The following is a 17,614-nucleotide window of genomic DNA, read 5'->3' as shown; positions in this document are numbered from 1 at the left end:
CAATAATACATAATGTATTTATGTATTTTGAAATGAAGATGTAATAAAATTTAAATACTTTATAAGTTATTAGAAAGAAAATTTGATAAATATGTAAAAGTCAATACTTGCAAGTTTGAAAAAATAGGAGTATTTTCTATATAGTATATATATATTAATTTTCAATGGACATAATAGACTTATATACTAGACATAATAGGAGGAATATAATGTTAAATAAATTTTTGAATCTATTAACGGGAAAGCCATTAGCAAATGAACAACGAGCTGGTGAAAAATATAATGTGCCATTTGGTCTTGCTATAATGGCTAGCGATGCAGTTTCATCTGTAGCTTATGCAGCAGAAGAAATTTTGAGTGTATTAATAGGAGTTATAGGTTTATTAGCCTATCAATGGCTTGGATGGGTTTCTTTAATGATTATAGGATTACTTTTTATACTTACAATCTCCTATATTCAGATTATAAAGGCATATCCTCACGGTGGAGGAGCCTATGTTGTAGCAAAAGAAAATCTGGGAGTTAAAGCTGGTTTAATTGCAGCAGCAGCATTGCTTATTGATTATATACTTACAGTTGCAGTTAGTGCCAGTGCTGGAATGGAAGCAATAGTATCTGCATTTCCTAATCTTGCAGAACATAAAGTTGTATTAGTTGTACTTCTTATTATAGTATTGACTATATTAAATTTAAGAGGTGTTAGTGAATCAGGGAAAATATTTAGTATACCTACATATCTATTTATATTCAGTATGCTATTTATGATTGTCTATGGTTTAATAAGATATTCTTTATATGGAGCCCCAGCGCCTATGATAAATACACAAATTAAAATGGCTGGAGATATAAGTTTATATCTAATTTTAAAGGCCTTTTCATCGGGATGTTCAGCCTTAACGGGACTTGAAGCCGTAAGTAATTCAGTTCCCAATTTTAAAAAGCCAAGTCAAAAAAATGCTATATTTGTTATGATTTTGTTATCCACTTTAATATTACTCATATTTGGTGGTACCTCAATACTAGCAAGATTTTATCATGCATATCCAACTGCACAAGGTAGTCCAACGGTAGTAGCACAAATTGCCTATGGTGTCTTTGGACAAACATTTATGTTCTATATTGTACAAATTACTACTGCCATTATACTGCTTATGGCCTGTAATACTGCATTTACTGGATTTCCAATGCTTATGTATGTAATTGGAAGGGATCGTTTTGCACCAAGACAATTTACAATAAGAGGTAAGAGATTAAGTTTTTCCACAGGGATTATAGCACTTTCATTTATAGCATGTATACTTGTTATTATTTTTAATGCAACAACCCATAGATTAATTCCATTGTATTCAGTAGGCGTGTTCCTTTCGTTTATATTAGCTCAAACGGGAATGGTTATACATTGGAAGAAGAGAAAAGAAAGTGGATGGAGAAAACGTGTATTAATTAATGGATTTGGAGCTTTAATTTCTATAATAACGGCAATAATTATTATATATGAGAAATTTACTGAAGGTGCATGGATAGTTATAATAGTTATACCTATTCTAGTACTTATTATGATGGCTATAGAAAAACATTATACTAAGGTAGCTGCTAACTTAAGTACATCTCATGAAGAATTAATTAATGCTAATATAGACAAAGAATTTACTCATATTTTTGTAATACCTATACAGAGTTTAAATAAAGCTTCGTTAAATGCACTACAATATGCAAGAAGTATTACACCTAATGTAATAGCTATTAGTATTTATACAGATAAAGTTCAAGCAGATAAATTGCAAAATAAATGGAAGGAATTAAATACTGATATACTTTTAGTATCAAAGTATTCACCTTATAGAGCAATAGTTACTCCTTTAATAAGCTATATTGATATTATAGCAAAAGCAGCAGGAAAAGATGAGAAAATTACATTGCTATTGTCTCAATTTATGGTTGATGAATGGTGGGGAAGTTTGCTTCATAACCATACAAGTTTCTTATTAAGAGAGACAATTTTACACAATGAAAATATTACAGTAGCAACTTGTCCTTATCATTTCAATGATAAATACTCAGCAAATGAAAACAAGATGAATTAAATTATTAAATAAATACTTAAACTATTGGGACTTACTTTTTGGAGTAAGTCCCAATAGTTTTATATATTCTTATTTTACAGTGTGATAAATTTAATGTTTCTTCTAGGCATATTTATGTTTTACATTCAAAATTTATTAATTTATATTTAAAATAATGTATACATTATTGAGAAGAAATTGTAACAATGATTATGTATTATATTGAATATAAAGAATACCCCATAAACAATAATTTGTGAAAAAGCACAGATAGAAATATTGGTGCTTTTTCTGTATTAAAAATTTTACTGAATACTTAAGATAATATATATAATATTGAAAGAAATTTGTAATAATATTTTGATATATTATTAATACTAAAATATATGTTTAGGAGATGATGTTATGCTAGAATTTAAATTTAAAAGAAAAATTGGGAAAAAAGCACCATCAAATTATTTGAAAATAAGTTTAACTGAACAAGATGAAATAAATTGGTGGTGTGAAGAATTAAATTGTACAGAAGAAGAATTAACAGATGCAGTTAATAGAGTTGGAGAGTCTACTGCTAGAGTAAAGGAATACTTGGGAGAATATTAATTGGAATGAAAAATATAATTGAATGACTTAAACAAAGTTATGAAATGGAAAAGGGTCTTATCAGATAAAACTCTTTTCCATTTTTGGAGTTTATGAATGTGGAGTGGAGCTCAAATAAAGAATAAAGTGTTTTACTTTAGGCATGTGAAAATAAATAGGCTAGCATACTGACTAGTTATTTATTTGAATATGCCTTATGAGTTGAACTTCCTTCTATAGTCACATTTTTGGCATAGAGGTTCAACTACATTTCTATTGGAAAATCCGTCGTATAATGCATTAGACCTTTCATTTTCTATGATCTTTTGAAAGTTAGTATAATTTATATTTCCTAAATTAATTATGCCTTCACCATCAAGACAGCAGGGAACTACAGTACCATCTACTAGAATAGCCACTTGATCCCGTAGGCCATAACAAAAGCCACAAAGGCTATTTTCACTTTCATTTATGCCAGGCCAATTAAAACGGGAAGCCTGATTTAAATATACGTTGTGGGCAAGCTTTATACCCCTTTGTTCAGCTAGTTTTTCTTCTATCATATAATCAAGATTAAAAGTATCCTCTATTTGCCTAAGAATAGATCTATTCTTCTCTTCACTAAGATTAATACTGTTGTCTTCACTTAGATTCCACAATCTCAGTGCCGAAATGACATTTGTATTCATTGAGGCTTCTTTTGCAAAGACTAGGATATCATTTAAATATTTCTCCATAGTAGTAGTTTTTATATTGGCATCAAAGCTGTGCAGTGAAAAATTTACTTGTCTAAGGGCAGGTTTATTTAATAGCATTTGCTTTGAACTTTCTATAAGTGTACCATTTGTGGTTATATTTACTTTATAGCCATAAGTGTGAGCCATATCTAAAAATGTGCCTAGTTGTGGGTGTAGTGAAGGTTCTCCCTTAACATGAAAATATATATGCTTAGAATGATTTTTTATTTGACTTAGTATCTTTTCAAATAGTTCAATTTTCATAAATTCTGGATTTCTTTCACACTTAGGACAAAATTCACAATTTAAATTACAAACATTAGTTATTTCTATATAGGTCTTCTTAAATTTTTTCATTGGATCTCCTTGTATTGAATAAAGCACATTCAAATAAATAACTAGTCAGTATGCTAGCCTATTTTGAATTCTACTGCGTCAGCAGAACCCTCTGATAGCACCACTATTATCAGGACCTGTTTCCTTGTATAATTCAAAATACACCTCGCATCTTTGACTTGTTATTTATTTTCACATGCCTAAAGTGCTGTAAATGATTTTAGCTATCTTAAAAAAAATGACATTACTATTCAAGTCACATTATAAGAAATATAATTAATATTGGCAAGAAAATAAATTAATTCATCTAAATATAAACGTTTACTAGAATTGTCAATATGCTAAAGTATAGAAAAAGAACTATGTAATTATAAGTATTTCTAAATTTATAAAAAACTATTGACTTAAGGGTAGATTTAAGTATAAATATATAGATTGTACGATAAATATAAATTATGTTATTACAGAACTAAAAGTTAGGCACATTCAAATAAATAACTAGTCAGTATGCTAGCCTATTTTGAATTCTACTGCGTCAGCAGAACCCTCTGATAGCACCACTATCATCAGGACCTGTTTCCTTGTATAATTCAAAATAGACGTCGCATCTTTGACTTGTTATTTATTTTCACATGCCTTAGAGTAGAATTTGAAATTTTATAGACAAAGGTAGGTAGTTTTTATGACAAGAGACATAACAAAGGGAAATCCCGCTAAACTGATTATTTTTTTCACAATCCCATTACTTATTGGGAACATTTTTCAACAATTTTACAGTATTGCGGATACGTTAATTGTAGGACGTACTCTTGGTGTAAATGCTCTAGCGGCAGTAGGTTGTACAGCAAGCCTTATGTTTCTCATCATAGGCTTTGCACAGGGACTAACTGCTGGATTTTCCATAATTACAGCTCAACGTTTTGGAGCTAGGGATGATCAGGGAGTAAGGCAAAGTTATGTGGCAAGTATTGTACTAAGTCTTGCAATCACAGTAGTGCTAACAATTATTAGTGTTGCATTAGCACGACCAATTTTAGAAATAATGCATACACCATCAGAAATTATAGAAGATGCTTATAATTTTATCATTATAATTTACTGGGGAATTATAGCTGCAATGATGTTTAACTTGTTTTCTAATATTATAAGAGCTTTAGGTGACAGTCGAACACCACTGATATTTTTAGTCGTTGCCAGTATTTTAAACATAGTTTTAGATTTTATATTTATTTTGAAATTCTCCATGGGAGTTTCAGGAGCAGCATGGGCAACCACAATATCACAGGGGGTTGCAGCCATATTATGCCTTAGCTATATTATGAGAAAAATACCAATTTTAAATCTCCATAAGGAAGATTGGCGTTTGACAAAGGAAATATTATGGGAGCATTTAAGAATGGGAATTCCTATGGGATTTCAGGCTTCTATCATTGCCATTGGTGCCATTATTATTCAATTTGCACTGAATAATTTAGGTGAGGTATCTGTAGCCGCATATACTGCAGCACAGAAGATTGATACGCTAGCTATTCAACCTATGATGTCATTTGGAATTACAATGGCCACATATGTAGCACAAAACTATGGAGCTAACAAAATTCAGAGAATCCGTATTGGTATAAAACAATGCAGCATTATATCTGTAGGATTTAGTATTGTTGTTGGTGCGGTTAATATTTTGGCTGGTCATTGGATGATAAAACTTTTTGTAGGGGAGGGTCAGCCAGAAGTAGTGTCTCTTGCACAAACCTATTTAAATATCAATGGGGCAATGTATTTTATATTGGCACTGCTGTTTATCTATAGGTATAGTCTTCAGGGCCTTGGACAGAGCTTTGCACCTACTGTAGCAGGAATTATGGAACTAGCAATGAGGACCTTCGCAGCTATGGTTTTGTCAAAACACTTAGGTTTTGCTGGGGCATCTCTTGCTAATCCTCTTGCATGGATTGGGTCCTGCATACCCTTAGGAATTGCTTATTATGTAACTGTAAAAAAACTGTATAAAATTGCACCCCAGGGGTGAATATTTTTACAAAGGTAGAATTCTTTACACCCCAGGGGTGTAAATTTTTCCATAAAATCTAGCTTTTCCTTAAGGTGTGTAGTCTATTGATGAGATAGAAATTAAAGTCATTCATATATTAAATTTTTATAAAGAAATATTTACATTCTTGACTTTTAATTTTGACTGGAAGATAATAACTTGTAAATATGATTCTTGAAAATATAAATTATATTCAATAACAACTGTTTTCATATAGAAAGGAGATTTACAAAATGGCAAAAATTTTAATGCTTAACATACCAATGCATGGACATGTCAATCCCACTATCGCTCTTACTAAAGAATTGGTAGATAGGGGACATGAGGTTACTTATCTCATAAGCGAAGAATTCCGAGAAAAAATAGCTTCTGTAGGGGCAAATGTTATCACTTATAAAGCACAAACTGGCAAAAAACTAGTAGTTAGAGATATTTTTGCCATCATGTCAACCATCTACTACAAAGCCTTAGAAATCGGCAAAAATTTTGACTGTATTATCTATGAAATGGGCTTTTTCTTTGGTGCTAAGCTTGGCGAAGAGTTACACATAAAAACAGTCTGTTTAACCTCCACCTTTGCTTTAAATAAAAAGATTACAAATGATTCTACCAAAGGTAAAGGATTCTTGCGTAAAATCATGGAAAGCAAGTTATTCAGAAAAGCACTTTCAAGATTTTTAATCAAAGATAAAAAATTGAGACATACTGATTTGATATATGAATTAATTGATCACAATCCAGATTTAAATATTGTTTATACCTCTAGAAAATTTCAGATCTATAACGAAGATTTTGATGAAAAACAATTTGTATTTATAGGTCCTTCTGTGGGCGGGCGTGTGCAAGAAAGTGATATTCCTTTTGATCATATGAAAGAAAAAATTATCTACATTTCGTTGGGAACCGTATCTACAAATGTCCTTAAATTCTTTAAAACTTGCATGGAAGCCTTTAAAGACACTAATGTTTCTGTGGTTATGTCCATTGGTAAACAAATAAACATTGAAGATTTGGGTAACATCCCTGCTAATTTCTATGTATATTCTTTCGTTCCACAAGTGGCAGTATTAGAACATACCGATTTATTTATTACCCACTGCGGTATGAACAGTGCAAATGAATCCATGTATTACGGGATTCCGGTGATCGGAATTCCACAGAGGGCCGATCAGCCAATTGTAGCCAAGCGCATGATAGAACTTGGTCTTGGGGAAATGATTGATAAGAAACATGTTACTGCCACTAATTTAAGGGTAGCGGCAAGCAAGATTTTGAATGACTCCACCTATAAAGCCAATATGGACAAGATGCGCCAAGAAATGCTGTCATCAGGGGGATATGTCAAAGCAGCAGATGCAATCGAAACATATATTTATAAAGATGACTTTGCCTACAACGCTGCTTCTTATTAGGCACTAATCTAATTAGGATAATAAAAATTTAATCGATAAAAACAATAGATTTTATAATGCAGAGAGCATATAAAAATCAAAAAAAGGTGACGAATATTCAAATAATATAAGAGGATTAAGTATTTGAATGTGCCTTAAATGAATTAGGTGTTGCTTAACCACCAATTAGTTTATATATTATATATGACTAATTGGTGGTTTGATTTTTGGTAGTTATTGAACTGGACTTTATTGATTATATTTAATTAAATCATATACATAAAGTAAACTAAAAAAATAAAATTAATACACGATATATAAAGTATAATAATTATAAAATAATAATTTAACTTATGACAGTAATAACAGTGGCATGGACATGAATAATTCATCTAAATTTAGTGAGAGTACAAATATTGATAAGGGAAGTGATTTATATGTCAAATAATACATCAAAAACATACAAAATTATAATAGCAATAATAGAATTATTTTTAGGGATACCATTTCTAGGAGGAATCTTTATAGTAGCCCACGGGTGGGCACCATTAGTTCTATTATTTGTACTGCATATTGTTGGTGTAGTTATTGCGGATAAAGAGTATAAAAGTAAAGCAGGTCACATATTAGGGATAGTAGGTAATGCATTGGGATGGATACCGTTTTTAGGATGGATATTCCATTTGATTATAGGGATAACACTTTTGATAGAAAGCTTAAATGATAGATAATTGACCTTAGAAAGAAGATTACAAAGATAAGTAATATATATATTTTTGTATCTTTTATTTGATTTTTTTGTAGTTACGGATCCTATTATTTGTACTGCATATTCTTGGTATGGTTATTGAGGATAAAGATTGTAAAAGTAAAATAGGTCACTATAGAATAAGACTGCAATTTGTTTTTATCTGTAATAATGGATTATATGGGGTAATATGGTATGATATCTATATGAATTAAGCCGAAACTGTAGATTATTATTTAAATAACTGTAAGTGATTACAAATCAATTGAGGCATGCAAGACTCTTTTTTTGGACAAATTAATTGATGTGCATTTTTCTTAAGATGTATCGTAAGAGTATTTCAGTGTGAAGCAAGGACAACAGAGCTTTAAGTATTATATACTTAGAACTCTGTTTATAAACATTAATAAATCTTGATATATTCCTATTGGAGAATTTCTAAAAAATATAGGTTAAACTTTCTGAGATATGGAACTATCATTTCCATTTTGATTTTGTTGAACAGACTGAATCAGGGTATTCATTAATTGTGACATATCAGTACTATTTCCTCCAATGCTGCCTATACAAGTGTCAGTATTAGAATCGTCATTACTATCATTACTAGATATACTTGACATTTCATTTTGTAGAGCTTGTAATTGAACCATTTGATTTAATTTTTGTGTCTGTAACTGCGATAAAGAGTCCAATCCATTCACATTACTCACATTGTTACCAGTACTTTTTGAATATTCACTACTACTATTAACGGCGTTGCTGTTAGTAGTATTACCATTAGTAGCATTACTAAGTAGACCTTCAAGCATAGTAGAAAATAGTGAATCATCATTACTTGTATTACTATTACTCTGAATACTAGATAATTGTTGCAATGCATTAAGTTGGTTTAATTGAGAAGTAGAGTCTATTGCCATTATATGCCTCCTTGCATTTTACTTATTTCATGCTAATTCTACAACTTTCATATTAGTTTTTCTACAATAGCAAAATATGTTAACAGAATGTTTTTTATATATTATCATACTATAGCAGATTTATTTTCAGAAGTAAGATACAGTTCTTCTACATTAAAAGTTACTTTTGAATTTTCTATTGATGATTTTAAAAGTTCTATATATCTTATTTCAATTGATCTACCTGTAGCTTTTATAAGTTTTTCATGAAGTTTTAACATATATTCAAGTGAAATGTATTTCATTTAGCTAATTCATTAAATGCTTCTATATTATCTCCTAATATTCTATCCGCAATATTATCTAATTTTTCTTCTTCAGAAGTGGCTTCTTTGCTAAATTCTTCAAAATCTAAAAGAACATATTTAGGTTTATTATTTTTCATTATTACTACAGATTTATCTTCATCAACCATTTTTGCTATTTTAGAAAAGTTTTAATTAGCTTCAGACATAGAAATTATTTTCTGAGTATTTACTAACATATATAAATCCCTCCAAATATTTATTTTATATATCTTATATTTAGGATGAATTTATCCTATTTTTAAAAAATTATTATACTAACATTAAGATATAATTTACATTTAGGGATAATATCAGTATCTTGTAATGCACTAGAAAGTAAATTACGTATACACGGAGATATTTTATGGTCTGTTACCATGCGTTTTAATCCAACATAATGCTAATTTTTATTATAATATGTTGAATTAGCTTTTGCAATTCCAATTTTAAAACAGAAAAAATAAGCGTAAAGCCTTTATTTATGATCTTTAATTCTAGTAATTATAATTTACTACCTAACCAATAATATGGTACTATTTTAATATATAATTAATACAGGTTAGTAATTTATTGTGATATAAGATGTTATTTACAAAACATTAAAAATGAAAGAAGTGTTACTTATGAATCGTGTGAATGAATTTATGAATCATGTATCAAGGTATGGTATCATAGTTCTTTTTTTAGGAATTTTATTGTCCTCATTATTCAGTAAATATCATATATTAGCATTAAACATGGTAATATACTTATTGTTTTTAGTAGGTGTGATACTTGTTGGTTATTACATAGGCAAAACAGTAGGAGAAAGTAAAAATAAAAATACTTATAAATAAACTTAGCTTAAATATAATATTAATTTGTTAAGAAGCTTAGAATTTTATTATATTGTTGAACAATGGTAATTTAAAGAGAACTATATGTTAAATTAAGAAAGGGGAAAAATATACAATGAAAGCACAAATTAATCTTATTACGATTTGGACAAATGATATAGATAAAATGAAAAATTTCTATAATCAAGTTCTCGGATTTAGAATTGAAAATGACCTTGGTAATTATGTTGAATTTGAAAACGATGGAGCAAGATTTGCTATTTGTATGAGAGATGTTATGTATGTGTATAGTAGCGAATATAGGAAAGAGTCATTTGGACAGGGCTTTGAACTTGCTTTCCCATGTGAAAATCCTAATGATGTTGATGAATCATTTAAGAAGTTAATCTCTAAAGGAGCAACTTCTATTCATGAACCACAAGATATGCCTTGGAATCAAAGAACAGCACTATTTGCCGACCCAGATGGAAATATACATGAAATTTTTGCAGAAATTAAATAGTACGTAGTTTTCTTATAAAACGTACTAAAATATTATTGAAAAAGGGGAACATGATAGATGATTAAAGAAATTGAAATGCGTAGAAGCATTAGAAAATATATTGACAAGCCAGTTGAAAATGAAAAAATAACAGATTACTAGATTATACCAATATAATTTAGTAATCAGATAGAAATTAATGAGTATTTAAGATACAAATAAATTATTGGGAGACAAAGCATGGATTATAAAAGAAAATTAATTGAGCTTATTGATTATGTCAATATTCAGGAAGAAAATTTTATAATTAAATTGGCAGATAAAAAGGAAAATTTTTTAGGTAGTTATGATAACTGGACATTTAAAGATGTTGCTTCACATATAAGCGAATGGAGGATTTTAGCCTCTAAAAAATTAGAATCAGTAAAAAAGATTGAATATGTTTCATTCCATGAAGATCTTGATGTTTTAAATAGACAAAATTATAAAAGACACAAAAATCAGTCAATTGAAGAAGTGAAATTATTATCTATAAAGAGTTATAAGGTATTGAAAAAGCAAATAGAGTCATTTGATAATTCGGAACTCATAGGTGAAAGTAAAATTGATGGGTTTAAAGATGCCTTATGGCAGTATATTCTTATAGATAGTTTTCTGCATCCAACAATACATATGGTTTTTTATTATATAAAAATTCAAGAGTTTGAAAAAGCATTCAAAATTTTAGAGAATAATTATATATTGTTACTCGAAGTAGATAATAGCAAAGAAGTGGTAACTGATTTTTTTCGTTTGGGAGAACTATTGGAAGAATTGGAAGAAATGAAAAATAAAGATGTTATTTTATTTAACCTGAAAGATTTTTACGAAAAAAACATAAATAACGGGATTGTATCTACTGTAGTATTAAACCACTTTATGACTATTAATAATATCTGAAGTTTAATAATAATTTTTATAAACCATTACAGTAGTAAATTAGGAAGAAGAATATCTATTTAAAGGAGATAGCTACGATACAACTTAAAGAATGATGACAAATTTGGTACATTAATAATGTAAAAACCAATATATTTTTAGAAAGAAGGATATGATTGATGAGATATTATGTTGTGGACGCTTTTGCTGATGAAATATTTAAAGGAAACCCAGCAGGGGTGTGTGTATTAAATGAATGGTTAAAGGATGATATAATGCAAAAAATTGCAGCAGAAAATAATTTATCAGAAACAGCCTTTGTGCTTAAAAAAGGAAATGAGTATGAGCTAAGATGGTTCACACCAAAAGCAGAGATAGATTTATGTGGACATGCTACAATGGGAACCGCCTATGTTATTTCAAATTATATTGATATAGGAATAGAAAAAATGATATTTAATACTAGGAGTGGAATACTTGAGGTTAAACGTAAGGCAGATTTGTATGAGATGGATCTTCCGTTAAGAGAGCCAGAAAAGATTCCATTGTTAGAAACAATTTCAGATGTTATTGGCATAAAACCTATTGAATTATATTTATCAAGAGATTTATTTGTGGTATTAGAAACGGAATATCAGGTGAAAAATTTAAGCCCTGACTTTTCTAAGGTATTAAGACTTGATAAGGGTTTAGGTATTATTGTTACAGCTAAGGGTAATGATGTGGATTTTGTATCCCGTTGCTTTTATCCTAAACTCGGTGTAAATGAAGATCCTGTAACAGGTTCGGCATATAGTAATTTAATACCATTTTGGTCAAAAAGATTGAGTAAAGATAAAATGATATCCAAACAGTTATCAAAACGAGGAGGATTGTTATATTGTGAGATGGCTGGTGACAGAGTTAAGGTAAGCGGAAAAGCGGTACTTTATATGACAGGAAATATTAATCTAAATTAGGAAGAAAAGTGATATAATTGACACAATTTTATTTCATTAGACAGGTAGAGTAAGAGTGGGACAGCATAGATAAATATAATTTAAAAGGACAAGCAATGGACTTAATACCATTAACAAATAATGGTATTAAACAGGCTAAAAGGGCTTCTAGAGATGCTAGGATAGGCAAGTCAGATATTATTCTCTATTCACCGTATACTCGAGCACTACAAACGGCTTCTATTATATCAAAAGAGAATCTTAAAAAAGAATCAATTCAGATTTTGATAACGTAGTAAATACAGCAGTTCATGAGTTTGTTCATATCTTAGTAAACAAAATAAATGGGAATACGCCAAGATGGTTGAATGAAGGAATTGCCTGTTATGAAGCAAAAGACAATGATGAAAACTGGATAAGAAAAACCGTTAAGAATAGAGTGATAAATAATATGCTGTGGCGCTATATTAATAATTTATAAAATACTGTATTACATAATTTTACGGTATTTTTTGCGTCGCACTTCAAAAATATTTCAATATGCAGTTTCTATTTAAAAATCACACAAAATTAACATATTTATTTTATATTTATACCATTATTTACTTATAAAATGGTAAGTAAGAAATACAACAGTTATTAAAAATCATGATACACAGTTTATTTACTTTTTTCTTAGTAAATTTTAAGCTAACTCTAAGTTTATATTAAAATTTAAGCAATATACTTTAAGTATCTAGAAACATATGAAAAAATATTATTTTTAAGAGGGAATATATATGAAAAATATAATTAGATTTATACCTAACAGTATTACAATAACAAGAATAATTATGACTTTTATATTTTTATACTTTATTGTAGAACAATTTGCATATGGAAGAGGAAATTTTATAAATTTAATAGTTATGTTTCTGGCAATTTGTTTTTCAGATTTATTAGATGGCAAAATTGCAAGAGGAATGGGAGCCGTTTCCATAATAGGAGCTAAACTTGATGTGTTTGCAGATTTATTATATATAATTCTTTCATATACAGCGCTAATAATTCTAAAAATGTTACCTTTATGGTTTTTAGTTTTTGTATGTTTAAAATTTTTAGAGTTTGTAATAACATCAAAATTTATTAAATCTTATAATAGAGAATCAAATAAAGCATTTGTTTTTGATAAGATTGGAAGGTTAGTATCTGCAACGTTTTTTATTATTCCAGGCATAGTTTGCATTTATAAATGTTTTGCGGTTGATAATTCAGTATATTTAATCAATTGTCTACTTTATATAATCTTTGCAGCTGGAATTTATTCTTCTTATTTAAGGATAAAAAGCTGTTTTATGCTGCTTTCTTTAAATAATAGTAAATGTGAAAATTAATTTTAGGGGATTTGTTTTAAATTTTGAAATAAAAATATTATTCTTAGAGTATAGTTTAAAGGATTATTTAGTTATCAGTGAATTACAGGAGATGTTGTATAATGAAAAAAAAATCAGGTATTTTAATTATTTTATTTAGCATTTTAATAACAGGGGTGTCTTGGTTATTTATTAAGCCTACAAGAGACATTCCGCTAATAAGTCAATATTCTCAATTATTGGCTGCTTTTGCCCTAGTTGGCTTTGCTTTAATAAATTTTATTTCTACCAGACATAAGGTTTTAGATAATCTGTTTGATGGATTAGATAAGTCATATATTTATCATAAGTACTTAGGTATTTCAGCGCTTCTTATGGTTTTCGTTCATGATATAACAATAAGTATAGGTAAAAGAATTGAAATTCAAGCAGGTAACCATATACCTAGAGATCCATATGCTATGTATGGAAGTTTTAGTATGTATTTGTTTGTAATTATTATACTTATTGCTATTTTGGCAAAAAAATTAAATTATGAAAGATGGAAGACAATTCATAAATTCATGTTGATTGGATATATCTTAGGTATTTATCACTATTATGGAAGTGCAAATTATGCTGTTTTTTCTATGAATGCTTTTAGCATATGGCTAAACATTGTAAATTGTATAGGTATTTTGTCTGCTATTTACAGTATATTCTTTTATGAAAAAACTGCTTTTAAATATCGTTTCAAAGTTAAAAAATTAGAGACAGTTGCAAAAGGTACATTAGAGATTACAGGAAGTGCCTTAGGAACTAACATGAATTTTAAATCAGGGCAATTTGCTTTTCTAAAAATACTGGATAAAGACAATAAATTTGCATCTCATCCATTTACTATAAGTGAAGCACCTAAAGATGGAGAATTGCAATTTACAATTAAAGATTTAGGTGATGATACAAAGGCTTTATTTGATACACTGAAGGTTGGTGATGAATTTGTTGTAGAAGGACCTCACGGAAAATTTAATTACAAGACAGGAACTAAAAATCAAATATGGATTGCAGGTGGAATTGGAGTGACACCATTCAGAAGTTTTTCACAAGTGGATATACCAAAAGATTACTCTATTGATTTCTTCTATGCATATAATAATGAAGAAGAAGGGGCTTATGTGAATGAATTACAGGAGCTAATAGGCAGTGATAACTTAAGATTACATTTGTTTAATTCAAAAGAAAAAGGATTTTTATCAGTAGAGGAAATTAGTAAACATGTAAAGACTGAGGAAACTATCGATGTATATTTTTGTGGTCCTAAACCAATGAGAGAAAATTTAAAAAAACAATTCATAAGCAGTAAATTAAAGGTTGGAAAGTTTCATTATGAAAACTTTCAATTTAGATAGATAAGACGCTAAATTGTAAAATAATATTTTAAAAAGTCTACGCTATACTTATTATGGTGAGGCATATCATAAATGAAAAATATTTTGCTAAATAAATATTAAAAAAGAGTTGACAAATATAAACGTTTACATTACAATAAAAGCATGAAGAAGATATAAAAAACTTCTTCTAGCAACCCTAATTCATAAAAGGATTAAGAAAAAATGTTTAAAGGCATTAGGGTATAGAAAATACAGATATTAAGTATTTGATTTAAAGTATGACTATATAATAATGTTATTACAGTTTAAAAGATTGAGAATATGGAAATGAAATAAATATAATTAGCTTACTAGATATACTAGAGGCTAAGCTATATTGGAACACAAAATTTAGTGGCTTTTATCTTAAAAATTATATTTAATTCAAGGCTTATGTACAGATGATTATAGTACAGTATCCTCGGTGCAAGGGGATTTCAAGCCTATAAAGAGTCTAAATTATGAACTCTCGGAAGTAGAAAACTCTTACTTCTATATGTCGGAGCAGTTCACAAGCTATATAAATATAATTTATACGGATGTTAATTATCAAATCATATGTGTTCAATAAAAATTTAATCAATAAAAATAATAGATTTTATAATGTAGAAAGCATATAAAAATCAAAAAAAGGTGATGAATATTCAAATAATATCAGAAAATTTAAATGAATTAGGTGTTGCTTAACCACCAATTAGTTTATATATAATATATGGCTAATTGGTGGTTTGATTTTTTGTGGTTGTTAACCTTATTTTTTGTACTGCATATTCTTGGTATAGTTATTGGGGATAAAGAGTATAAAAGTAAAGCAGATCGCTATAGAATAAGCCTACAATTTATTTTATCTGTAATAATGGATTATATGGGGTAATATGGTATAATCTCTATATGAATTAAGCTGAAACTGTAGATTATTGTTTAAATAACCGTAAGTGATTATAAATCAATTTAGGTATGCAAGACTCTTTTCTTGAAGAAATTAATGTGATAATTTAGTGAGACATAATTACTACATAAAAAGGAATGATGTTATTGAAAAGAAAAAATTATGAAAAATCTGGGGTAATGGTATTTTGTACAACATTGGCTACATTTTCCTTGTTAAATACAATAAATCATAAAGTTGGATTGTTAAAAAAAAATATATATTTTAATATTGGTATGTATATTAACTTCAACAATACTATTAGTATGTACAGCTTCTAAAGATGATAACAAAGAATAGAAATTAAATTTTATTATGAAGATAAGATTAATATGGTAAATTATGATAAACTAAGGGGGCATAAATTTATGAAAGTTTTTTTAAAACTATTTAGTCAAGTAATATCACTTATTTCTATTATCATGTTTTTCTTTATTTTAAAACTTTGGATTGCTAATGACCAATTGCTACATGAAACTAAAGGTTTTGTAATGTGGGGAATATTCATAATTATTGGCGGTGGAGTTGCCATACTAATGAGAAAATATAAAATTTCTAATTTGTTAGCCAAAATAACATTAGTTATGAGCATATTATCTATAGGCTTATTGGTATTAACTGGACTTATCTTTTTTACAGTATCATCAATGCCATAAATATTTCACAATCTTATTATAAAGTTCACTAAATGACAAATTTCATTGATAAATAATAGTAAGATGAGAAGAATTATACAAGGGGGATAGTATGAAATATTTAAGAAAAATAAGTATATTATTATCAATGTGTATAATTATTGGAGGATTTATTATAGTTCATGTAACTCCTTCTAGATCCATTAGAACACATTTATTTATGATAGGTCATCCAGCTTCAGCTTTTAAGGAAAATTTTGATATTAATGAACCGCAATATAAAATGGATAAATATATTCTTGATTATGAGAATGCAATGATTTATCGTGTTAAATATCATCCTATAGGTGGTATAGGCACAGCAAATGAGATATATAATTTTAAGGTTAAAAAAATAGGCTTTTTATATTTTACCGAATTATATGGTGAAGGTTAGTAAAATAAGATGAAACGGTGAGGTGATTCAATATTAATACTCAAATAATACCAATTATTGCATTTTCATTATTAATAATATTAATTTTTATGGATTATATAACTGTAAAGAAACCATATAAATACATAATTATTTTATTTATAATACCAGCATTAATAATTGCAACACCAATAGCTAAAAGTATAAATAAAACTTTAGGGTTAATATTAGGTATTATATATTTTATACTTGTCATTATTTTTTTAATTTTCTATGCTATTAATAATAAAAATTAATTCATAATCTGAATTTAGTTTGAATTAATTTTTATTATTATATTAATGTAAAATAGGTTAGTAAGAAATTGCGAAGGAAAGATTATGTGTGTTAGTTTTATTGTGAGGACATCAATATGAAAGATGAAAATATTAAGAAACACATTGTTCTATTTTTGATTTTTGCTTTTGGGCTGCCGTTGATATGTGTATTCTTAGTAAAAAATTTCAGTGTTTTTCAATCGGGAGCGCTAAGTTTTATTTTGTATGGAATTGAAGC

19 protein-coding genes and 1 pseudogene are annotated in these 17,614 nt (G+C 28.3%); 16 read left to right on the top strand and 4 right to left on the bottom strand.

Annotated features, from left to right (window positions below; translation table 11 throughout):
- Window positions 1–209 precede the first annotated feature (209 nt).
- Both RH99_RS03025 and RH99_RS03020 read left to right on the top strand, forming a co-directional pair.
- Window positions 210–2,084, top strand: a complete 1,875-nt coding sequence (locus RH99_RS03025; protein ID WP_010233763.1) for an APC family permease — start codon at window positions 210–212, stop codon at window positions 2,082–2,084.
- Window positions 2,085–2,468: 384 nt separating this feature from the next.
- Entirely contained in the window at window positions 2,469–2,663 is a 195-nt protein-coding gene (locus RH99_RS03020) for a DUF3606 domain-containing protein (RefSeq protein ID WP_010233760.1), read from the top strand.
- A gap of 194 nt (window positions 2,664–2,857) precedes the next feature.
- Here the strand turns inward: RH99_RS03020 and RH99_RS03015 are convergent, their stop codons facing one another.
- A complete protein-coding gene (locus RH99_RS03015; RefSeq protein ID WP_010233756.1) occupies window positions 2,858–3,736 on the bottom strand; it encodes a radical SAM/SPASM domain-containing protein in 879 nt (292 codons plus the stop codon).
- A 661-nt stretch (window positions 3,737–4,397) separates the two neighbouring features.
- Here RH99_RS03015 and RH99_RS03010 point away from each other — a divergent pair.
- From RH99_RS03010 to RH99_RS03000, 3 genes are all read left to right on the top strand, one after another.
- Entirely contained in the window at window positions 4,398–5,741 is a 1,344-nt protein-coding gene (locus tag RH99_RS03010) for an MATE family efflux transporter (RefSeq protein ID WP_010233753.1), read from the top strand.
- Window positions 5,742–5,995: 254 nt separating this feature from the next.
- Window positions 5,996–7,174 carry a macrolide family glycosyltransferase gene (locus tag RH99_RS03005; protein WP_010233750.1) on the top strand — a complete coding sequence of 393 codons (1,179 nt, stop codon included), beginning with the start codon at window positions 5,996–5,998 and terminating at the stop codon, window positions 7,172–7,174.
- Window positions 7,175–7,590: 416 nt separating this feature from the next.
- Complete coding sequence (locus tag RH99_RS03000) at window positions 7,591–7,884, top strand: hypothetical protein (RefSeq protein WP_010233746.1); 294 nt, start codon at window positions 7,591–7,593, stop codon at window positions 7,882–7,884.
- Window positions 7,885–8,353: 469 nt separating this feature from the next.
- Here RH99_RS03000 and RH99_RS02995 read toward each other — a convergent pair whose 3' ends face one another.
- The 3 genes from RH99_RS02995 to RH99_RS02985 form a co-directional block, all read right to left on the bottom strand.
- Window positions 8,354–8,818, bottom strand: coding sequence for a hypothetical protein (locus RH99_RS02995; protein WP_010233743.1), 465 nt, complete (start codon window positions 8,816–8,818; stop codon window positions 8,354–8,356).
- A 104-nt stretch (window positions 8,819–8,922) separates the two neighbouring features.
- On the bottom strand, window positions 8,923–9,102 hold the full coding sequence (locus RH99_RS02990) for a hypothetical protein (RefSeq protein ID WP_010233741.1): 180 nt from the start codon (window positions 9,100–9,102) through the stop codon (window positions 8,923–8,925).
- Window positions 9,099–9,281, bottom strand: a complete 183-nt coding sequence (locus RH99_RS02985; protein ID WP_243441438.1) for a type II toxin-antitoxin system Phd/YefM family antitoxin — start codon at window positions 9,279–9,281, stop codon at window positions 9,099–9,101. The genes RH99_RS02990 and RH99_RS02985 overlap by 4 nt, the downstream gene beginning before the upstream one ends.
- 468 nt (window positions 9,282–9,749) lie before the next feature.
- Between RH99_RS02985 and RH99_RS02980 the strand changes: the two genes are divergently transcribed.
- The 11 genes and pseudogenes from RH99_RS02980 (at window position 9,750) to RH99_RS18870 (ending at window position 17,355) form a co-directional block, all read left to right on the top strand.
- Window positions 9,750–9,980 (top strand): hypothetical protein, encoded by a 231-nt coding sequence (locus RH99_RS02980; protein WP_138990582.1) that lies wholly within the window; start codon window positions 9,750–9,752, stop codon window positions 9,978–9,980.
- 115 nt (window positions 9,981–10,095) lie between these two features.
- Window positions 10,096–10,482 (top strand): VOC family protein, encoded by a 387-nt coding sequence (locus RH99_RS02975; RefSeq protein ID WP_010233735.1) that lies wholly within the window; start codon window positions 10,096–10,098, stop codon window positions 10,480–10,482.
- A gap of 57 nt (window positions 10,483–10,539) precedes the next feature.
- A pseudogene (locus RH99_RS19585) lies at window positions 10,540–10,617 on the top strand (nitroreductase family protein); the annotation flags it as partial.
- Between the two features lie 84 nt (window positions 10,618–10,701).
- Window positions 10,702–11,400 (top strand): ClbS/DfsB family four-helix bundle protein, encoded by a 699-nt coding sequence (locus RH99_RS02970; RefSeq protein WP_010233733.1) that lies wholly within the window; start codon window positions 10,702–10,704, stop codon window positions 11,398–11,400.
- Between the two features lie 158 nt (window positions 11,401–11,558).
- Entirely contained in the window at window positions 11,559–12,338 is a 780-nt protein-coding gene (locus RH99_RS02965) for a PhzF family phenazine biosynthesis protein (protein ID WP_010233730.1), read from the top strand.
- A gap of 95 nt (window positions 12,339–12,433) precedes the next feature.
- Window positions 12,434–12,613: a phosphoglycerate mutase family protein gene (locus tag RH99_RS18225; RefSeq protein WP_010233728.1), complete on the top strand. Its 180-nt coding sequence runs from the start codon at window positions 12,434–12,436 to the stop codon at window positions 12,611–12,613.
- Window positions 12,614–13,096: 483 nt separating this feature from the next.
- Window positions 13,097–13,690 (top strand): CDP-alcohol phosphatidyltransferase family protein, encoded by a 594-nt coding sequence (locus RH99_RS02955; RefSeq protein ID WP_010233726.1) that lies wholly within the window; start codon window positions 13,097–13,099, stop codon window positions 13,688–13,690.
- Window positions 13,691–13,791: 101 nt separating this feature from the next.
- The gene (locus tag RH99_RS02950) at window positions 13,792–15,060 is read left to right on the top strand and encodes a ferredoxin reductase family protein (RefSeq protein ID WP_010233721.1); all 1,269 of its coding nucleotides are present in this window, start codon (window positions 13,792–13,794) and stop codon (window positions 15,058–15,060) included.
- Window positions 15,061–16,377: 1,317 nt separating this feature from the next.
- Window positions 16,378–16,665 carry a hypothetical protein gene (locus tag RH99_RS02945; RefSeq protein WP_010233718.1) on the top strand — a complete coding sequence of 96 codons (288 nt, stop codon included), beginning with the start codon at window positions 16,378–16,380 and terminating at the stop codon, window positions 16,663–16,665.
- A 91-nt stretch (window positions 16,666–16,756) separates the two neighbouring features.
- Entirely contained in the window at window positions 16,757–17,080 is a 324-nt protein-coding gene (locus RH99_RS02940) for a YjcN family protein (protein WP_010233716.1), read from the top strand.
- Between the two features lie 89 nt (window positions 17,081–17,169).
- Window positions 17,170–17,355 (top strand): hypothetical protein, encoded by a 186-nt coding sequence (locus tag RH99_RS18870; RefSeq protein ID WP_138990580.1) that lies wholly within the window; start codon window positions 17,170–17,172, stop codon window positions 17,353–17,355.
- The last annotated feature ends 259 nt before the right edge of the window (window positions 17,356–17,614 follow it).

This window comes from Clostridium arbusti SL206 (genome assembly GCF_000246895.1).
GTDB lineage: Bacteria > Bacillota > Clostridia > Clostridiales > Clostridiaceae > Clostridium_I > Clostridium_I arbusti.
This window is presented reverse-complemented; position numbering and strand designations above follow the sequence as displayed.